Source organism: Weissella soli, from assembly GCF_001761545.1.
In the GTDB taxonomy this organism is placed as follows: Bacteria; Bacillota; Bacilli; order Lactobacillales; family Lactobacillaceae; genus Weissella; species Weissella soli.
The window spans coordinates 581,405-598,167 of record NZ_CP017326.1 but is presented as its reverse complement, the minus strand read 5'-3'; the positions used below and the strand labels follow the sequence as shown (position 1 = coordinate 598,167).

The 16,763-nt window shown below is 43.0% G+C and carries 15 protein-coding genes and 1 other RNA gene; 3 read left to right on the top strand and 13 right to left on the bottom strand.

Going from position 1 to position 16,763, the window contains the following annotated elements:
• Positions 1-71 precede the first annotated feature (71 nt).
• The 4 genes from WSWS_RS02875 to WSWS_RS02860 form a co-directional block, all read right to left on the bottom strand.
• Positions 72-791, bottom strand: a complete 720-nt coding sequence (locus tag WSWS_RS02875) for a Bax inhibitor-1/YccA family protein (RefSeq protein WP_070229858.1) — start codon at positions 789-791, stop codon at positions 72-74.
• Positions 792-968: 177 nt separating this feature from the next.
• An RNA gene (gene rnpB / locus WSWS_RS02870) (RNase P RNA component class B) lies at positions 969-1,337 on the bottom strand.
• Between the two features lie 22 nt (positions 1,338-1,359).
• Positions 1,360-1,722 (bottom strand): cell division regulator GpsB, encoded by a 363-nt coding sequence (gpsB, locus tag WSWS_RS02865; RefSeq protein ID WP_070229857.1) that lies wholly within the window; start codon positions 1,720-1,722, stop codon positions 1,360-1,362.
• Between the two features lie 164 nt (positions 1,723-1,886).
• The gene (locus tag WSWS_RS02860) at positions 1,887-2,447 is read right to left on the bottom strand and encodes an SLOG family protein (RefSeq protein WP_070229856.1); all 561 of its coding nucleotides are present in this window, start codon (positions 2,445-2,447) and stop codon (positions 1,887-1,889) included.
• 123 nt (positions 2,448-2,570) lie between these two features.
• Between WSWS_RS02860 and recU the strand changes: the two genes are divergently transcribed.
• Together recU and WSWS_RS02850 are read left to right on the top strand one after the other, a co-directional pair.
• Positions 2,571-3,173 carry a Holliday junction resolvase RecU gene (gene recU / locus WSWS_RS02855; RefSeq protein ID WP_070229855.1) on the top strand — a complete coding sequence of 201 codons (603 nt, stop codon included), beginning with the start codon at positions 2,571-2,573 and terminating at the stop codon, positions 3,171-3,173.
• Between the two features lie 32 nt (positions 3,174-3,205).
• Entirely contained in the window at positions 3,206-5,695 is a 2,490-nt protein-coding gene (locus tag WSWS_RS02850; RefSeq protein ID WP_070229854.1) for a transglycosylase domain-containing protein, read from the top strand.
• Positions 5,696-5,827: 132 nt separating this feature from the next.
• Here the strand turns inward: WSWS_RS02850 and WSWS_RS02845 are convergent, their stop codons facing one another.
• From WSWS_RS02845 to WSWS_RS02805, 9 genes are all read right to left on the bottom strand, one after another.
• Positions 5,828-7,177: an MFS transporter gene (locus tag WSWS_RS02845; RefSeq protein WP_070229853.1), complete on the bottom strand. Its 1,350-nt coding sequence runs from the start codon at positions 7,175-7,177 to the stop codon at positions 5,828-5,830.
• 236 nt (positions 7,178-7,413) lie between these two features.
• Complete coding sequence (locus tag WSWS_RS02840; protein ID WP_070229852.1) at positions 7,414-7,935, bottom strand: ECF transporter S component; 522 nt, start codon at positions 7,933-7,935, stop codon at positions 7,414-7,416.
• Between the two features lie 16 nt (positions 7,936-7,951).
• Positions 7,952-8,746, bottom strand: a complete 795-nt coding sequence (locus tag WSWS_RS02835; RefSeq protein ID WP_070230807.1) for a bifunctional hydroxymethylpyrimidine kinase/phosphomethylpyrimidine kinase — start codon at positions 8,744-8,746, stop codon at positions 7,952-7,954.
• Positions 8,747-8,909: 163 nt separating this feature from the next.
• On the bottom strand, positions 8,910-9,281 hold the full coding sequence (locus tag WSWS_RS02830) for a hypothetical protein (RefSeq protein ID WP_070229851.1): 372 nt from the start codon (positions 9,279-9,281) through the stop codon (positions 8,910-8,912).
• A complete protein-coding gene (locus tag WSWS_RS02825; protein ID WP_070229850.1) occupies positions 9,278-10,744 on the bottom strand; it encodes an MATE family efflux transporter in 1,467 nt (488 codons plus the stop codon). Before WSWS_RS02825 ends, WSWS_RS02830 begins: the two co-directional genes overlap by 4 nt.
• Positions 10,745-10,831: 87 nt before the next feature.
• Entirely contained in the window at positions 10,832-11,650 is an 819-nt protein-coding gene (locus WSWS_RS02820; protein WP_070229849.1) for an ABC transporter permease, read from the bottom strand.
• An 11-nt stretch (positions 11,651-11,661) separates the two neighbouring features.
• Positions 11,662-12,750, bottom strand: coding sequence for an ABC transporter ATP-binding protein (locus WSWS_RS02815; protein WP_070229848.1), 1,089 nt, complete (start codon positions 12,748-12,750; stop codon positions 11,662-11,664).
• Positions 12,751-12,886: 136 nt separating this feature from the next.
• Positions 12,887-13,810 carry a glycosyltransferase family 2 protein gene (locus tag WSWS_RS02810; protein ID WP_070229847.1) on the bottom strand — a complete coding sequence of 308 codons (924 nt, stop codon included), beginning with the start codon at positions 13,808-13,810 and terminating at the stop codon, positions 12,887-12,889.
• A 70-nt stretch (positions 13,811-13,880) separates the two neighbouring features.
• Positions 13,881-14,810 carry a glycosyltransferase family 2 protein gene (locus WSWS_RS02805; protein ID WP_070229846.1) on the bottom strand — a complete coding sequence of 310 codons (930 nt, stop codon included), beginning with the start codon at positions 14,808-14,810 and terminating at the stop codon, positions 13,881-13,883.
• A gap of 166 nt (positions 14,811-14,976) precedes the next feature.
• Here WSWS_RS02805 and WSWS_RS02800 point away from each other — a divergent pair, with 166 nt between their 5' ends.
• Positions 14,977-16,737: a CDP-glycerol glycerophosphotransferase family protein gene (locus WSWS_RS02800; RefSeq protein WP_070229845.1), complete on the top strand. Its 1,761-nt coding sequence runs from the start codon at positions 14,977-14,979 to the stop codon at positions 16,735-16,737.
• Positions 16,738-16,763 lie beyond the last annotated feature (26 nt).

Sequence of the window (16,763 nt, the reverse complement as noted above, 5' to 3'; positions counted from 1 at the left end):
ATGGCAACGAAATTCGAATTGAATCTCGTTGCCATTTTGTGGTGCCAACCAAAGCGACACTTATATTATTTTTAGTCGTTATTATTTCCAAAGATTTGGAACAAACGCAAAATGTAGATAAACAAGTTCACGAAGTCCAGGTACAATGACAAAGCACCAAAGACCGCAACGCCTTGCTCACTCTGTGTATTACCTTGCACTGAGAAGTATAGTTGCTTCAACTTGTTCATGTCATAAGCTGTCATCAAAGAGAAAACCACGACCCCAATAACAGAAATGAGTAAGTAAACCACACTGTTAAAGAAGAACAAATTGATAATACCACCAATAATCAAAGCAATCACAGCCCCAAACAACAAAGCTGACATGCTTGACATATCACGCTTTGTGTTCAGGCCGTACAATGCCATACCACCAAAGACAGCGGCAGTTGTCACAAAGGCTGAAAAAATCATGCCTAGGTTAACTGTCAGCGCAATCGCTGTGAAGAACACACCCATCAAGACGCTGTAACCCATCATCAGGCCAAACGAACGACCAGGATTTGACATTGATTGTCCTGATGCAAAACTAGCCACGGCCATCATAATACCAGCCAAAATTAGAATGGCAATGGGATTTGACAGCATCGTTGCAATTTGAACGGCGAAGACCGTTACACCGACATATGACGTGGCTGCTGTGACCAGCAAAGCCAAGAACATATAGCCGTAAACCTTCTTGAAGAAGGCATTCAACCCTGTACGATCTGGATTTACCAGACGGGGTTCTTCAGTTCCAAAATTATTCATCTAATACCTCTTTCGTTGCCAAACAGCAATGTTTTGGTTTCCCTACGTCACCTATTATACGGGATTTTCTTAAATTTGTCTTAGAAAGGACCATTTTAGTGATTATTTGTTAATCATGCGACCCTCAGTAAATAAAAAACCGACAACTCCAAGGAGCTGTCGGTTGCCAAATGTATTAGCTGTAAGCCATGTTTTGTACCGATAGATATCTGGCAGATACCTATCGGTGGTAATCATCTATCTCGAGCATTGCTGCTCCCCCGACCATCACTTCAATTTGCTAGGTCAAGCGCCCCTACCATCGTTTGGGTTGCCCACTCGTGGGGTTTACCGCGTTCCACCTTTCGCATTTCTTTGAAAGCTCGTCACTGTGGCACCTTAACAACTAATCAGCCATAGTTTCCCTTAGGCGGTTTCGTTGGCCGTTAACCATTGCTGGCTACCCAGGCTTATTTTTTCACCTGGCACGAACACTACAAACATCGCAGTTTGTGTGAGCATGGACTTTCCTCATGCGGCATAGACCGCACGCAATTACCCACTAACACATCAGTAAAACAGTATACACCTATTCTACAGAACTTGCATCTTTTTCCATAGCAACTACGGTTGGCGTCTCGGTTGATGTTCCAAAGACCCGACGTTCCAAGTTTGAGAGCCGCTTTAAAATATCCATATTGGTGTTTGTCATCGGTGCGGCAGGCTTGGCGCTGGCAACCGAAGTAGATGATAGTTGCTTCTTGTATTCATCAACTTGATCTTGCAAAACCTTAATCTTGTTTTGTAATTCTTGGATGTTACTATCATAAGCCATGTAATCTGACATGATTTCGTCAAGAAATGAATCAACGTCAGCGCGATCATAACCACGCATGCCGTTTTTAAAGTCTTTGTTGAAAATTTCGTCGCGTGTGTGCATCACGTTTTCCATTTTGTGCTCCCTCATTTTCGTTTTTAATGTAACAATGCATAACTGCATTGTCTTGAGACAATCAAATTGCCCAATTTGCTGTCATTATTGGTTTCAATAATACTAGTTTACCAATAAAAGTCCCAGAATGACAACGATTATTAGAAAATCATAACCTAATAGACTTACCATTCACGTTGGGATTCTTGATATTCATCAGCAAATTCTTGTAGTCGGTCAAAGTCGACCACCGTTAATTCATAATTAGCGTTTTCAGCGGCCTTTTTAGCAACCAAGAAATCATACCGGGCCTTACTCTCCTCCGCCTGTTCATCATAGAAAATGATGGCTTTTTCAGTATGGGCTAACATGAAGTTTTGATAATCATGGAGTTGTTGTGGACTCGTATAGGATAACTGGCTCACTGAGCTGGTGAAATCGACTTGCGTTTTTAGTTTTAGCAATGCTGCTTGATTAGCCTCCTTCCACTGGCTGCCAAAGTTCTTAAACGGTGTCATTAAGGCAACTCGAAATTCAGGATACGCTTCCTTGAGTTCTAAGGCCGCTTCAATAGCTAATTGCTCAATGCCCATTTGCCCACCGGTAATCAACCAATCGGCGCCATCTTCGATTTCATTTCGTAATAATTTTTGCAACGCGAAGATGATAACTTGACGTTTGGGATCCTTGTTATTAAAGATCCCTAATTCAAACCCGCGAAACCCGGTAATCCAAATACGTGACATACGCCCTCTCCTAAATATTTCAGATAAATTGGCTTTAAGTCTACTCTTTGTTATAATTTAATGGTATATCTAAATTTCTGTCAATCTTCAGAAGACGATAATCAAACCTCAGGAGGCGAATTCATGGCGATTCACTATCCAAATGGACGCAAATTTGTTCCTGATACTAATGATAAACCAGTTGCGCGTGGTAACTCTCAATCTAATCGTGGTATGAGTTTAGAAAATGAATTAAATCTTGCGAATCAATATTATTTGAGTCGGGGGATTGCTAACATTCATAAGAAACCGACACCCATTCAAATCGTGAATGTAGACTACCCTAAACGCGCGGCAGCTAAAATTACTGAAGCATACTTCAGACAAGCTTCGACGACCGACTACAATGGCATTTATCAAGGACACTATATTGATTTTGATGCCAAAGAAACAACTAGTTTAACGTCGTTTCCATTAAGCAATGTCCATGAGCATCAGGTAACACATCTCCGTGATATTGTTAACCAAGGTGGCTGGGCTTTCTTTATCATTCGTTTCTCAAAATTATCAGAAACCTATGTGATTAAAGCCTCCTTATTGATTGCGTATTGGGATCAACAAGCGACACATCGTAAATCAATCCCATACGTCGATATTGCTACCAACGGTCAACTCATTGAACAGAATATCATGCCGACCTTACCCTACCTTAAAGCTGTTGATCGCTTAATGCTGGCTAACCATTAAATTTGGACTTATAGACAAGGAGATTATGTTCCATGGCTGAACATTTACCATCACGTGGCTCGCGCACTGGAAGTGCGAGCATCACTAAAAAGAGGAATCATATCCCTCGCAACCCTAACAACAAAAAACGGAGCCGTTTGAAGACTTGGCAAAAAGTTTTGTTAAATGTTTTTCTCGCTCTAGTTACGCTGGGAATCATCGGTGTCATTGCCGGTATTGGCGTGTTTGCGTATTACGCGTCATCATCGCCAAAAGTGACCAATGCTGCCCTTGTTGGAACCTCGCAATCACAATTGCTTGATAAACAAGGAAATGTTATCTGGGTTAGTGGTAACCAAAAACGTGAAATCGCAGCACAATCAGAAATTCCTGATAAGTTGCGTCAAGCGGTGATTTCAGTCGAAGATCGTCGTTTCTACCAACACAATGGAGTCGATCCGCGCCGAATCATTGGTGCCGCTTTTGCCGATCTAACAGGTTCCTCACTTGGTCTACAAGGTGGGTCAACTTTAACACAACAACTGATTAAACTAACAGTCTTCTCCACTTCTGCCGCTGACCAAACCCTGAAGCGTAAGGCCCAGGATGCTTGGTTGGCAATTAAGTTAGAGAAACAATATTCAAAGAATCAAATCCTCACCTTATACATGAATAAAGTTTATGAAGGTAATGGTATCTATGGTATGAAGACCGCCGCGTCTTACTACTATGGTAAGGATATGAAGGATTTGACAATTCCTGAAATGGCCTTGATTGCTGGTATGCCACAATCGCCAACCGCTTATGATCCTTACACCAATCCAAAGTATGCCAAGGCCCGTCGTGACGAAGTTTTGTTAGCCATGTCAGAGCCTCACTACGATCCGACCGCTAAGAAAAAGATTGCCGTGATTACAAAAGCACAAGCCAAGAAATATATGGCTGTACCGATCACCAAGGGCTTGCTCACCACACATGAAGATGAAGTTACCGTAGCTAAATCAACCAAGGTTTCAAACGATTACATCACTTCAGTACTGAATGAATTGAAGACTAAAGGTTATAACATCAATACTGATGGTTTGACCGTACAAACGAATTTGAACATGAAGGTTCAGCAAAAAGCCTACGACTTAGTCAATGATGATGCTAAAGCAACAGCAGCTGGTATCAACTTCCCTGATGATAAGACTTGGAACCAATCATACGTGCAAACAGGTATTACCATCACTGATCCTCGTAATGGTAATGTGATGGCTCAAATCGGTAGTCGTAAATCAGATACATTGCAAGGTTTGAACCGGGCGACGCAAACAACCCGTTCATCTGGCTCAACGGCCAAGCCACTGGTGGACTATGGCCCATCGATTGAATATTTGAATTGGTCAACTGCGCAACCAGTACCTGATATCAAAGCATTTACCTATAAGGGCACTAGTATTTCCGTTGGTGACTGGGGTAACTCAACACCGCTTTATAAGACTGGTATCACGATGCGTAAGGCCATTACGTCTTCCTTGAATGTGCCCGCTCTAAACACCCTACAAAACTTGTGGGATAACAAAATCTACATCGATCAAAAGAATGGTTCCCACCCCTGGTTATCAAAGCTGGGCATGTCTAACGTGAAGCTTTCAACAGGTTCAGCAGCCATCGGTATTAAGATTTCAACGGAACAAGAAGCTGCCGCCTTTGGTGCCTTCTCTAACGGTGGAACCTACTACAAGCCAAACTACATCAATAGTGTGACCACGCAAGACGGGGTGACCCATACCATCAAGTCAACTGGTAAGCGCGCAATGAAGACCTCAACGGCTTACATGATCACCAGTATGTTGAAATCAGTCACAACTGTGAACGACTTGGGTTACTACTCTACGTTGAACCCAACGTCACCTTCATACACGCAAGCCGGTAAGTCAGGAACTTCTGACTACGCTTCTGATTCAAAATTTGCCGAAGGAAAGGCCCAAGATTTGTGGTTCACTGGTTACACTAAGTCAGCCGTTATCTCAGTTTGGAATGGTTATGACGAACCAAACAACATTAACGTTGCTTTGGACGGTATTTCTGGTAGTGCCAGTGGCAACACGTCACGCCTACCACTTCAGATTTACCATGCTTTGATGAACTATGTGATGTCAGAAGAATCTAATGCCGACGGTTCAAAGTGGAAGATGCCTTCAACGGTTGAAGAATCGACCACGTCAGCCGGTGATTATAACGTTAAGGATGCCGATCCAACTGGTGTCTTTACGACTGATTCGGGCACTGCGTTAACAGCTTCCGTTGGAATTGGCATGAATTCAGCAGATGCCACAACGCAGATCATCTCGAGCTCTTCTTCATCAGCTGGAATTTCTTCTTACAGTTCATCTTCATCAAGTGTCAAAAGCTCATCGATTAGCTCGGTAAGTTCAAGCAGTTCAAGTAGCAGCTCAAGTAGTGCCACGACAACTTCGACACCTGCATCTGGTGCAACCGACAACACTGGCACGGCCGCAACTACGAATACTGGTACGACCAAGTCAAGTGGAAATTAGAGCGACAAAATAGTCAACAGCGACAAAAAAGCCACTCAGCAAACAAGCTGAGTGGCTTTTCTTTGTCGAACAAATCATGATTACATCAAAAAAAGCTCGGTTAGTCAAGTTTGACCAACCGAGCTAAATCACTTATACCACTTTACTCTTAAAATGAATCACTAATAATACCACATTGACAAGGGCTACGCCAACGATGACCCAAAGGAAATTCGCAAACCCAGCGACCATACCCGCGTTGCCAGCGCCATACAGAGCTGCGACAGTTGTCCCCAGTGCCCCCATGAACATCTGGAATGTTTGCATAATCGCATTGGCATCAGCTTTCATATCCACTTCAACATCGGCCACGGCAGCAGTCATCCCATTTCCAAAGGCCAGGTTGCGACCAAAAGTGAAGACAATGTAGGCCACGATTAACACCCATAACGTCATGGATTGCGCGATCAAGGCCATTACAACGACACTTAACAAGAAGATAAAATTACCTAGATACAGTGGTAATTTAGCACCCTTAAGATCGTAAATGCGGCCAAACCATGGATTTAATACCGCACCCAATAACGTACCTGGTAGCAATGAAAAACCAGCCGCAAAACTTGAAGTATGTTGGATGTCTTGCAAAAAATTTGGTCCAATCAGGTTAAAACCTAAATTGGCAAACATATATAAACCAACAACTAACAACAAAGATGCGTAACGTGGTCGCAATAACAAACGAATATTTAAGAATAATTGCTTTGAAGTTAACGCCCGCCAGATAAACACCATCAAAGCGACCACAGTCACGCTAAACAAGGACCAATTAATTTGGCCACCCTGTAATTGGTTAACCGTTAGCAGGGCAGCAGTTAATGTAATGGCTAACAAGATAAACGCCGTACTATCAAATTTTTGTGTCAACTTTGCCGGTGTCGTGTGGGCCACGCTCCGCCACCCAACCAGTAATGATATGATGGGAACAATTAACAAAATAAAGAAAATTGACCGCCATCCAAATGAATCAATTAGTGCACCACCATAGGTTGGTCCAAAGGAAGGGGCCAGGCTAACGACTAATGAGCCGATCCCCATCCAAGTCCCGATTCTTGACTGTGGAATGTTCGCAATGATGATGTTAAACATCAATGGCATTGCGATCCCGGCAGCCACACCCTGCATGATCCGTCCTAACAAAAGGACCGGAACGTTGTTTGCTAAACCACCCACCAATGTCCCCGCGGTAAAGATGATAACCCCAGTCAGCCACAGCGTCCGCACTGAAAAGCGCTTCGTTAAATAGGCACTGGTAGTCACCATAACGGTTACTGACAATAGATAGGCCGTGGTCACCCATTGAATCGTATTCAATGAGGTATTAAACAGCTTTGAAAGCACCGGAAAGGTAACATTCATTGAGGTTTCGGACATGATGCCCGAAAATGAGACTAATGCGACCGCCAAAATACTGAGGGCCGTCTTGGTTGATACTTTTTCATCCACGATGTTTATAATTCCTCCATCCTTCATTAAAAACTAAAAGACGTGTGTTATGCTCCATGACGCGAACATATCACATGCCTTTTGCTTAACTTTACAACTTGCTTATTTTGCAAGGAATCTGCTCATGCACAGCATTAATTTCAGCCCACATACGCAAATCACTCATGAAACTACCGTCGATTAGCCAGCCGACGAGCCTAAACTCATAGGCGTTAACGAATAAGCGCTAATCTTTATTATACACCATCCGCAAGCAGTCGTTGACTAACTGGCTCAATAATCAATCCGGCTAGAAGCGCGCCCGCCAAAACTTGCAAGACATTGCCAAGGATATCAACGGTTGAAGCATACACAGCCGTTTGGAATGATGCATGATTCAATACTTGCAATAAAATGCCACCTAAGAAGTACCCAGTGACCATCACTGCCCCGCCGGCGATGATGCTGATGAGTCGTGATAAACTACTCTTTTCACGACCAAGGTACCCAAAGACAGCTCCTTCGGCGCCGTGGATGATCAATGAGATGAACATCCATTGTGGATAACCCGACATCAAATCTAACAAAAAACCAGTTAACCCACCGACAATCAACCCGCCAGTCGCACCAAAGTTCCAAGCAGCAATCACGATGCCTGCTTCAACCAAACTAATAAACCCAGTAGCTGTCGGAATTCGCAAGAAAAAATTCAAAACAATGTTCACCCCGATCAGGACTGCTAGGATGGCAATATTCCGTGTTGTTAGTGTCTTCTTCATTGCTCTCTACCTCTCCTTAATGACTAAAACGTCGCGCAGCTTGCCAAACATTACCAAAATCCGCAGATAAGGTCACCCCATGTTCGATACCAATATGCACGAATGCTTTGGCGTCCAAGACTGCACTCATCATATCTTGTTGCAAAACCAAATTACTTGCAATGGCCGAAGCAAATGTGCACCCGGCACCATTATTAAATGGCGCTGTTAGCTTTGATGCCGTAATTAATTCAACTTGATCACCGACGCCGACCAAATCAACGGCCTGTTCACCTGGTAAACGTTGTCCGCCCTTAATGACATAATTCATAACCGTCGCTTGTAAGACACGTCCAGCCCGTTGTAAATCGCTGACCCGCTGAATCGATTGTTTAGTTAGAATTTCGGCCTCTGTCAAATTTGGCGTGGTGATAGTCGCATAAGGCAACAAATAAGTGGCAATGCCATCGGCAATGGCCGTCAGCTGAGCTGAATTAGCCTCTTTAAAAACCATCACTGGATCGATCACAATCGGGATTTTGCCCGCAAAATCGGCCAGAAAGTTCCCAATGACGCGCATCATGGCGACATTGGGCACCAGGCCAACTTTAATTCCCGCTAAATCATCCATCATTCGCATGGAAGCTAATTGTTGTTCTACCAGGCTAAGCTCGATCGGGTGGACAATAAAATCAGTCGCGGTGACGGTGACAATACTGGTAATAACACTCAATCCAAACAGCCCATATTCATTAAATGTGGCTAAATCAGCTTGCAACCCACCACCACTCAGAATATCGGAACCTGCGATTGTCAATATTTTTTGTGGCATGTTCTTTCCTGATTTCACTAGAATATTTGAAAGTCGTGTTAAATATGACACGTTTTCATATCTGATTTTCATAATAGCTAAAAAAAGGCCGTAATACAATAGCGTTTGCATTACAGTCTTTTATCTTGGGCAGCAGCATTCGTTGTCGTTTGATCATCCTGCTTTAATTCATATAGAGTAATAATCCCGCAGAATTCAAGACGGCTTTTGTGATCGCCGTCCCTTTAACCGTCGACATGATGATGACTTGAACGCCCTTTTTATTGGCATAAGTATTTGCCTCGTCCAGTGTTTTACCGGTCAGTGACTTGATGACCTTATCACCAGCACTCACAGCACTGGATGAACTACTTGCAACGGATGAGGAACTACTACTAGCGCGGTGTTTAAATAATTGGGTACTCCGATTGAACATCTCCTGGTTAGGCTTTTGAATCACGTTATTTGGCAGAGCCCATAAAAATATCAAGGCGCCAAAGATAACAACGACCATGATGCCAACAAGACTGAGACTATAAATCAAATATTTTTTCATTTTAAAAATCCATTTCGGCGATAAAAGCGGCTATACTCTCGCAAAATTTGCTTGGCATCATTGATTAAAGGACTACGTAAAGCCCAGATGATGCCAACGTAAACTATTGTACCAATAACTAATTGCATAAACGAGATAAAGGGTGCCGGGATCTGTCGGTAACCGATAATAAATACTGCCAGCCACATCACGGCACCCGCCAGCAGATATTGCCAACTTATTTTGAAGAATAGATGCCAGCTTAATACTTGTCGCGCAAAAAACGCTTGCATGATGACAATGACCAACTGTGCCAGATCAATCGCGACTACTGCGCCGAACCCGGCGTGGTTTGGTACCAGGAGGACCCCAAATACTAACATCGTTGCCAGCCCAGCTAACATCGACAGCGTGACTAAAGTATTCTTACCGGCTACCCGTAGATATTGGCCACCTAAAACCGTTGACCAACCGACTAATACGAGCACTGGTGACAGAGCCATCATGAGCTGGCCAACACGCAGATACTCGACCCCAAGAAACCATTGTGTCAACCCTGATGCCATGCCTAAGGTACCAAACATCAGCGCCATCCCAAAAGCGGTCACATTTTCTAAGACATTATTCATATGGTTTAACATATCATCAAACTTACCATGATTGGCCAGATGAAAAAACTTCGGTAAAGTGGTCAAACCAATTGATATGACGATCACGGTCCCCACACTGAGTAGCTTGATGGCACTATCAAGATAACCGACCCACAATTCAAAATCTAGTGGGTACAAGGGTAATAGTAATCGACCGATCACATAGAATAACTGCAAACCGGCCACAGATAGCATCATTGGCACCCAACGTCTGAGGTATCGTTGTGGTCGGAGGCGAATTTTTTGCCAAAAGGCATTTGGAATTCGAAACCACATTAATAAGTTAGTTAAAATTTGAATGATGACCACTAAAATAATGTACGCATCAATGTCCGTTGACGTTTTAACAAACAGCAAGACAAACAAAAACAGGAAAATTTTACTAAATGAGCTTTGTAAGACAACATTGGTCCGACGCCCAGTCCCCTGATAAAGCCATGAAATATCTAAAAAGCCGGCAATAATTAAGCCACTTGCTAACTGGAGTTCATGCGCATAATCCCGGATGAACCAACCCGCCGATGACTGATAATACCAGAAAAATAATCCGACGGTGATCAGCGTCATGATCAGCCGCAGAAATAAAATATTCCCAAATGTTTGGATTTGCGCCGGCAAATCTTGCCGCTGATTAGATAATGTCAATTGTCCGAGTAAGCTCAGCGGATGCAAGAACAACATGACGAATAGCTCCACTGAGGTTAATGACCAGGCAATGATCCCAACCCCATTTGGCCCAAGTATATGGGCCAGATAGGTCAATGGCACCAGCGGAATGATGATCGTGGTTAATTCATAGGCAACGCGATTAATATATGCCTGTAATATTCTCATCTCTGCCCTCCTTCATCGTGCCCTGATGTCAAAAGACCGCGTGACTTTTCGTCACGCGGTCTCAAATCGCTAAAGTCTATTATAAGATTATACCAAATCGGCAAAGTATGCACGGAACTTAAGATGCAAATGTGAACCAACAAAGAGTAAGAAAATAGTTAAACTCCAAAAGGCAATGTTTTGCTCTGGCCGTTCCCAGAACCAACCCGTACTTAGGAAGGCATCACGTGTACCACTAATTAGATAGTAAAACGGATTAATTTCAATCAACCGTGCGATACGGGCATGATCTGGACCGATCCGCTGACCAATGTCAAAGACGGCTCCTGACATCCAAAAAATGAACCGCATGACTGTTTGCACTAATTGTTGATAATCCGGGTATAACACGGTAATCGTAGCGTTGAACAAACCCACCGCATATAAGAATACCAACATTGCGAAGAAATAATACACGAATTGCAAAACGTGCAAACTCAAGGTCACCCCGGAACTTAATGACATCACGATTCCAACTGCCAAGGTAATTAAAAATGGTAAGATGTTAATCTGTGTCCGCACAAATGGCATAATTGAAATTGGAAAATTCATCTTTGACACTTGATTAACATTTGCGCGGATACTCCACGTTGCGTCCATAAATGAGGTGTTCAGAAATAACCAAACGGCTTGTCCAATCACTAACCAACCAATATATGGCACACCATCAGTCATTGAATGACTTTGACCCATCGCAATACCAAAAACTAAGTAGTAAGTCGCGATTTGCATCACGGGGTTAATAATATCCCACAAAACACCTAATGAATGATCCTTATACTTCGCCCGCGTCTCATAATTGGCTAAGCGAAAGATCACCGGATAAAACTTTAAATTTTCTAGTAATAAAATCCAAATTTGTCGCATATTACCTCACCTTAAAAATGTGCTAAGTACGTGAACATGTACGCACTCATGATGAACGCAATCACGCTAGCGATAATGACCAACCAGTCCCAAACTAGCAACCGATCACCCACAGCATTACGGCGAAACGCCCGCGTCTTGGCTTTATCATCTAAATGGTCGTCTTGTTCAATGCGAGTCCACAATTGATCACGGTCAAATTCGTTTTGAGCCTGTTTATTGCCCTTCACAAACGTATCTTTGTCCTTTTGCGCCATCTTGTTGTACCAGGCAGTCCAGTCTTTATAATCCTGCAACACCTTCTTGGTCTCACCATACTCACGCAACTCACCATATTGAATCCAAATGGCTTTGTCGGTGAATTCTTCGACTTGACCGAGTGCGTGTGACACAAAGAAGATCGTCTTGCCTTGTGCCTTGAATTCCTTCATTTTGGCCAACGCCTTCTTTGAGAAGGTTTGATCACCCACTGACAAGGCTTCATCAATAATCATGATGTCAGGGTCTTGATGAACAGCAATCGAGAAACCAAGCTTTGAACGCATCCCCGAAGAGTAATACTTTACTGGTTGATCAATAAACTTATCCAGTTCTGAGAATTCAATCACGTCATCCATCTCGGCTTCGATTTCAGCATTTGAACGCCCCATCATCAATGACTTCAACCGGATATTTTCCCGACCAGTTAGGTTTGGTCGCAGCCCATCCCAAACAGAAAGTAAGGATGTCGTCCCATTGATATCTAGGGATCCGGATGTCTCTGCCAAGGCTCCTGATAGGATATTTAGCAAGGTTGATTTACCTGATCCATTCACCCCAATCACACCGACAACATCTCCTTCGAAAACATCGAAAGAAATACCTTTCAAGCCCCAAAACTTTTCATCTTCAGACTTTAAAGGATTCAAAATTGCATCGATTTTATCCTTACGCGATGAACCCATGTCATACTCTTTGGTCACGTAGCGAGCAGCTACTTTGATCGGTTGATTCGATGGATTTTCATTTCCCGGTTCATCCAATTGCTTATAAGGCGCAACTGGCGTAAACGGCTCGTCATAACTTGCGAGGTCTTGTGTTGCGACTTCTTTTTCAGCCATGATTTCCTCCAACTTACTTTTTGTATTCAAGTAATTTATTGTTTGTCTTTTTACATACAATATTTAATTATATATCAAAACAAAAAAACCACCTACCTTCTTTGTCAATCTTTAAGAATGTAGCGGTTTAATCCTGTTACTTTGCTGATTCGATTGACGGTCTAAAGAATAAGCCCCGCCAAGTGCCCCGAATAATAATTCCGGCTTTTTTACCTCGATAGGCAACATTTCCCTTCAAAAGGATCTTAAGTAAATCACGAACGCCAGACCGAAGCAGGGTCTTGATGAGTTCTTTTTTGCCGATGCGTCGCGCCGTCAAAATACGATTGCGATATTCGTAATCATAGCGCCACATCCGATCCGTATCCGTATCCGTGATGATGTCTCCTGGCAAGAGATTCTCCTTTGATTTATGGACAGCCAGAGAATTTAATACCAGATAGCCTTTGTGGATCTCATCGGCAACTAACCGATTGGTATACTCCATGTCGTCACCCCAAATAAAGTATTCTTTTTGTGGTAGTCCAACAGCCAGCACACGCTCACGTGGAATCATGACCGAAACAAACGTTGAGTTCACGACTTCGATGGCCGGATTATTTGGCGTGATCAGTGCATCCTGCCAATAAAATGCCCGTGGTGCAACGACATTCATGTACGCCGCTGGCCCATTCACATCACGCCAACGTACTTGTGATTGTGTAAAGCCAATATTGGCATGCGTGGTAGCAAAAGATACCATTTTTTCCAAAGCCGTTGGTTCAGGTAAGGTATCATCGTCCATCAACCAGACATAGTCGTCAGCTAAAGCCGTGATAAATTGCTTGACAGCAAGATTAAATCCACCAGCACCGCCAAGGTTTTCAGAGGCATGGATCACAATCAACCGAGGGTCCGTCAGACTATCCAGATACTCTTTAGTCCCATCAGTTGACTGATTGTTAATCACCAATATATGTGTTAAATAGGCTGTTTGTGCCAAAACCGCTGCCAAAGATTCTTTCAATAAATCCAAGCGATTGTAAGTGACGATCGCAGCCGTTACATTTACAGAACTCAATAGTCTATCCTCTATCTCATTAGTCTTTATGTTTTTAATAGTTATTTTAGTGTGTAGTTAACCCGATAGCTTACTTGACTTCACTTGCAATATAAATGGGCCGCTTCTTCGTTTCCAGGTAGATAGCCGAAATATAACGACCGACGATACCCAGACTCAAAAGCTGTATCCCACCCATAAAGAGAATAATCACCACTAAGGAAGCCCACCCATCGATGGCTGCTCCAGAATTAAAGATAGCCCGAATCACAACAAAAGCTCCCGCCAATAATGAGGCGAAAAATGAAATTACACCCAGGAAAGAAATGATCGTCAATGGAACCTGTGAAAAGGCCACCATGCCTTCAATCGCGTAACCCACTAAACGATTAAATGACCATGATGTTGTCCCCGCCACACGTTCTACATGCTTAAACTCGAGATACTTTTGGCGGAAGCCCACCCAGTTAAAAATTCCCTTTGAAAAACGATTATATTCTGTCATTTCAAGGATGGCGTCGACCATTTTTCGTGACATCACGCGATAATCACGGGCACCATTGACCAAATTCAAATCAGAGATGCGATTAATTAACTTATAAAACAAATCCGAGAACCATGAACGAATCTTAGGTTCATTGTCTCGATTTGTCCGCCGGGTCCCGATGGCATCCCATTCACCAGCGGCTACTCCTGTTAACATTTCAGGTAATAACTCTGGGGGATCCTGCAAATCGACATCCATGACAACGACATATTCACCAGTCGCATGTTGCAACCCAGCATATAAACCAGCTTCCTTACCGAAATTACGTGAAAACTTCACGTAATGGACAGCATCACTTTTGGTTTGTAGTGCTTGAATTTCAGGAATGGTACGGTCCGTTGACCCATCATCAATAAACCAATATTCAAAGCGATATGTTGCTAATTGTTGATGAACTTTTTCCAGGGCATCGTAGAAGATTGCAATGCTCTCTTCTTCGTTATACACCGGGACGATAACTGATAATGTTTCCATAGTTTTAACTTACTCCCTCAGAGTGCCCTTCTCCAAGACACTCTTTTCTAGTATGTAATTTTTCAGATAAATATGCAATGTGCTTTACACATTCATTACATTCTAACCACAACCGGTCACAAATTCCGTTATAATGGAATTGATATATCTTGAAAGTGGTAGACGAATGATAAATAAACTTAAAGAAATGTACAAGCTTTATGCGTATCAACAGGCTGACGCCAAGTGGGCTCATGAGCGACAAGCTACGGCCGCGACACCAGCCGAGATTGCCAAACGCTATTACGATGCACATTACAGTGATTGGCAAGTGAGACCCAATACCTTTTTGTATGAGATGCAAGACGGTAATGAGTTAGATGATGCGCCATTTGTTTTGCTTCGGACTTTACTAAAAACAAATCCAAAAGCCACGCATACTATTATAATAAATAAAGACAGCTTAAAAAAGGCTTATAAAGTTTTAGCTTTTTGGGAGTTAACTGCGGATCCGCGCATTAAAGTTGTAGATCGTTTCACTGAAGCACACATGCGCACCCTCTTAACCGCTGAAACAGTCATTACCAATGCCATGATTTTCAGTGATATTTTTGTTAAGCGGGGACGGCAACGTTTCGTTAACACCTGGCATGGTACCCCTTGGAAAAAAATGGGTTATGCCATGCCTGGCGGTGTCATGGGATCATGGAATGTCATCCGGACACTCATGATGACTGATTTACTAGTAATGCCAAATACGTACACGGCCAAAATTTTTAACCGTGATTATCGTTTAGCTGGGTTGTACCAGGGGAAAATATCCACGTTTGGTTACCCACGCAATGATGTTTTTTTTGAAAAGTTAAGTGAGCGTCAACTAACCACCCTGGAAAATGCCTACCGCAATGGTCAGCCGACGATACTCTATGCGCCGACATGGGCTGGCGATGCCAGTTCGGCTGGTGATGCGACTGCTGAACTCACGAAGTATCTCCACACTTTGGTGACACTAGCCCAACATTTTCCGACCTACACCATCCGGTTCAAGCCGCATTCATACTTTACTGAAGCGATTAACGCAGATGCCCGTTTTGCTCCTTTTCTGGTTGATGATGCTTGGGGAACCAATGTACTTTTAGCCCACACAGATATCCTGATTACTGACTATTCTTCACTCTTTTTTGACTTTTTAGTCACTGGCCGGCCGGTACTCTTCTATGATACACAAATTGATTATGATACGACACGTGGCAAATATTTTGAAGTTAACGAATTGCCGGGACCATTTACGCAACAACTGACTGAGTTGATTACTCACATTGAAGACATTGAAAGTATTAAAGCACAATATGCTGATCAATATGCTAAATTTGTGACCCGCTTCGTTCATGATGATGATGGGTCAGCTGCGCGACGTGTCACCGAAGTAATGTCCCAAATGACGAGTCGTAATCAGCATGGTCAACTAGTTGTTAATGGCGAGGATTTCTCCGATGCCACCTTTAATTTACGCGATCAGATCGCTGATTTGGCGGCGACCTATGATACTTCATTGGCAATCTATGAAGCACATTTACTAGATAATTGGTACGGCTTCCAATTTTTCCAAAACATTGACGCCACTATGCCAAACACCCGGATTTTTGTTAATAAACAACTTTCTAATCTCCCCTTAACGCTAAATGAAGCGATGCAACAAGGCCATCGTTTTCTCGGTAACGTAACCTTTGCAGTGGCCTTAATTCCCCAAGATGATTTTAGCAGTCACCAACAGGCACTGATCACCACGGTGAACACTGTCATCACTGTGACAAACACGGAACGTGATGCTTGGCTAGACCATTTAGGGTTCACTAAAATCGTGACACATGCAAATTTTGTCGTTTGGTCTCATGATGAAAATTTTGATAGTACTACTCTAAGCCCCCTTTTCATGGCTATACAATAAATAAAAAAGCTGTTGAACAAAATTGT

Bases quoted from the DNA above. Each gene is read 5' to 3' on its own strand.
- WSWS_RS02875 (WP_070229858.1), bottom strand. From the start codon at position 791: ATGAATAATTTTGGAACTGAAGAACCCCGTCTGGTAAATCCAGATCGT.
- gpsB (WP_070229857.1), bottom strand. From the start codon at position 1,722: ATGGAAAACGTGATGCACACACGCGACGAAATTTTCAACAAAGACTTT.
- WSWS_RS02860 (WP_070229856.1), bottom strand. From the start codon at position 2,447: ATGTCACGTATTTGGATTACCGGGTTTCGCGGGTTTGAATTAGGGATC.
- recU (WP_070229855.1), top strand. From the start codon at position 2,571: ATGGCGATTCACTATCCAAATGGACGCAAATTTGTTCCTGATACTAAT.
- WSWS_RS02850 (WP_070229854.1), top strand. From the start codon at position 3,206: ATGGCTGAACATTTACCATCACGTGGCTCGCGCACTGGAAGTGCGAGC.
- WSWS_RS02840 (WP_070229852.1), bottom strand. From the start codon at position 7,935: ATGAAGAAGACACTAACAACACGGAATATTGCCATCCTAGCAGTCCTG.
- WSWS_RS02835 (WP_070230807.1), bottom strand. From the start codon at position 8,746: ATGCCACAAAAAATATTGACAATCGCAGGTTCCGATATTCTGAGTGGT.
- WSWS_RS02830 (WP_070229851.1), bottom strand. From the start codon at position 9,281: ATGAAAAAATATTTGATTTATAGTCTCAGTCTTGTTGGCATCATGGTC.
- WSWS_RS02825 (WP_070229850.1), bottom strand. From the start codon at position 10,744: ATGAGAATATTACAGGCATATATTAATCGCGTTGCCTATGAATTAACC.
- WSWS_RS02820 (WP_070229849.1), bottom strand. From the start codon at position 11,650: ATGCGACAAATTTGGATTTTATTACTAGAAAATTTAAAGTTTTATCCG.
- WSWS_RS02815 (WP_070229848.1), bottom strand. From the start codon at position 12,750: ATGGCTGAAAAAGAAGTCGCAACACAAGACCTCGCAAGTTATGACGAG.
- WSWS_RS02805 (WP_070229846.1), bottom strand. From the start codon at position 14,810: ATGGAAACATTATCAGTTATCGTCCCGGTGTATAACGAAGAAGAGAGC.
- WSWS_RS02800 (WP_070229845.1), top strand. From the start codon at position 14,977: ATGATAAATAAACTTAAAGAAATGTACAAGCTTTATGCGTATCAACAG.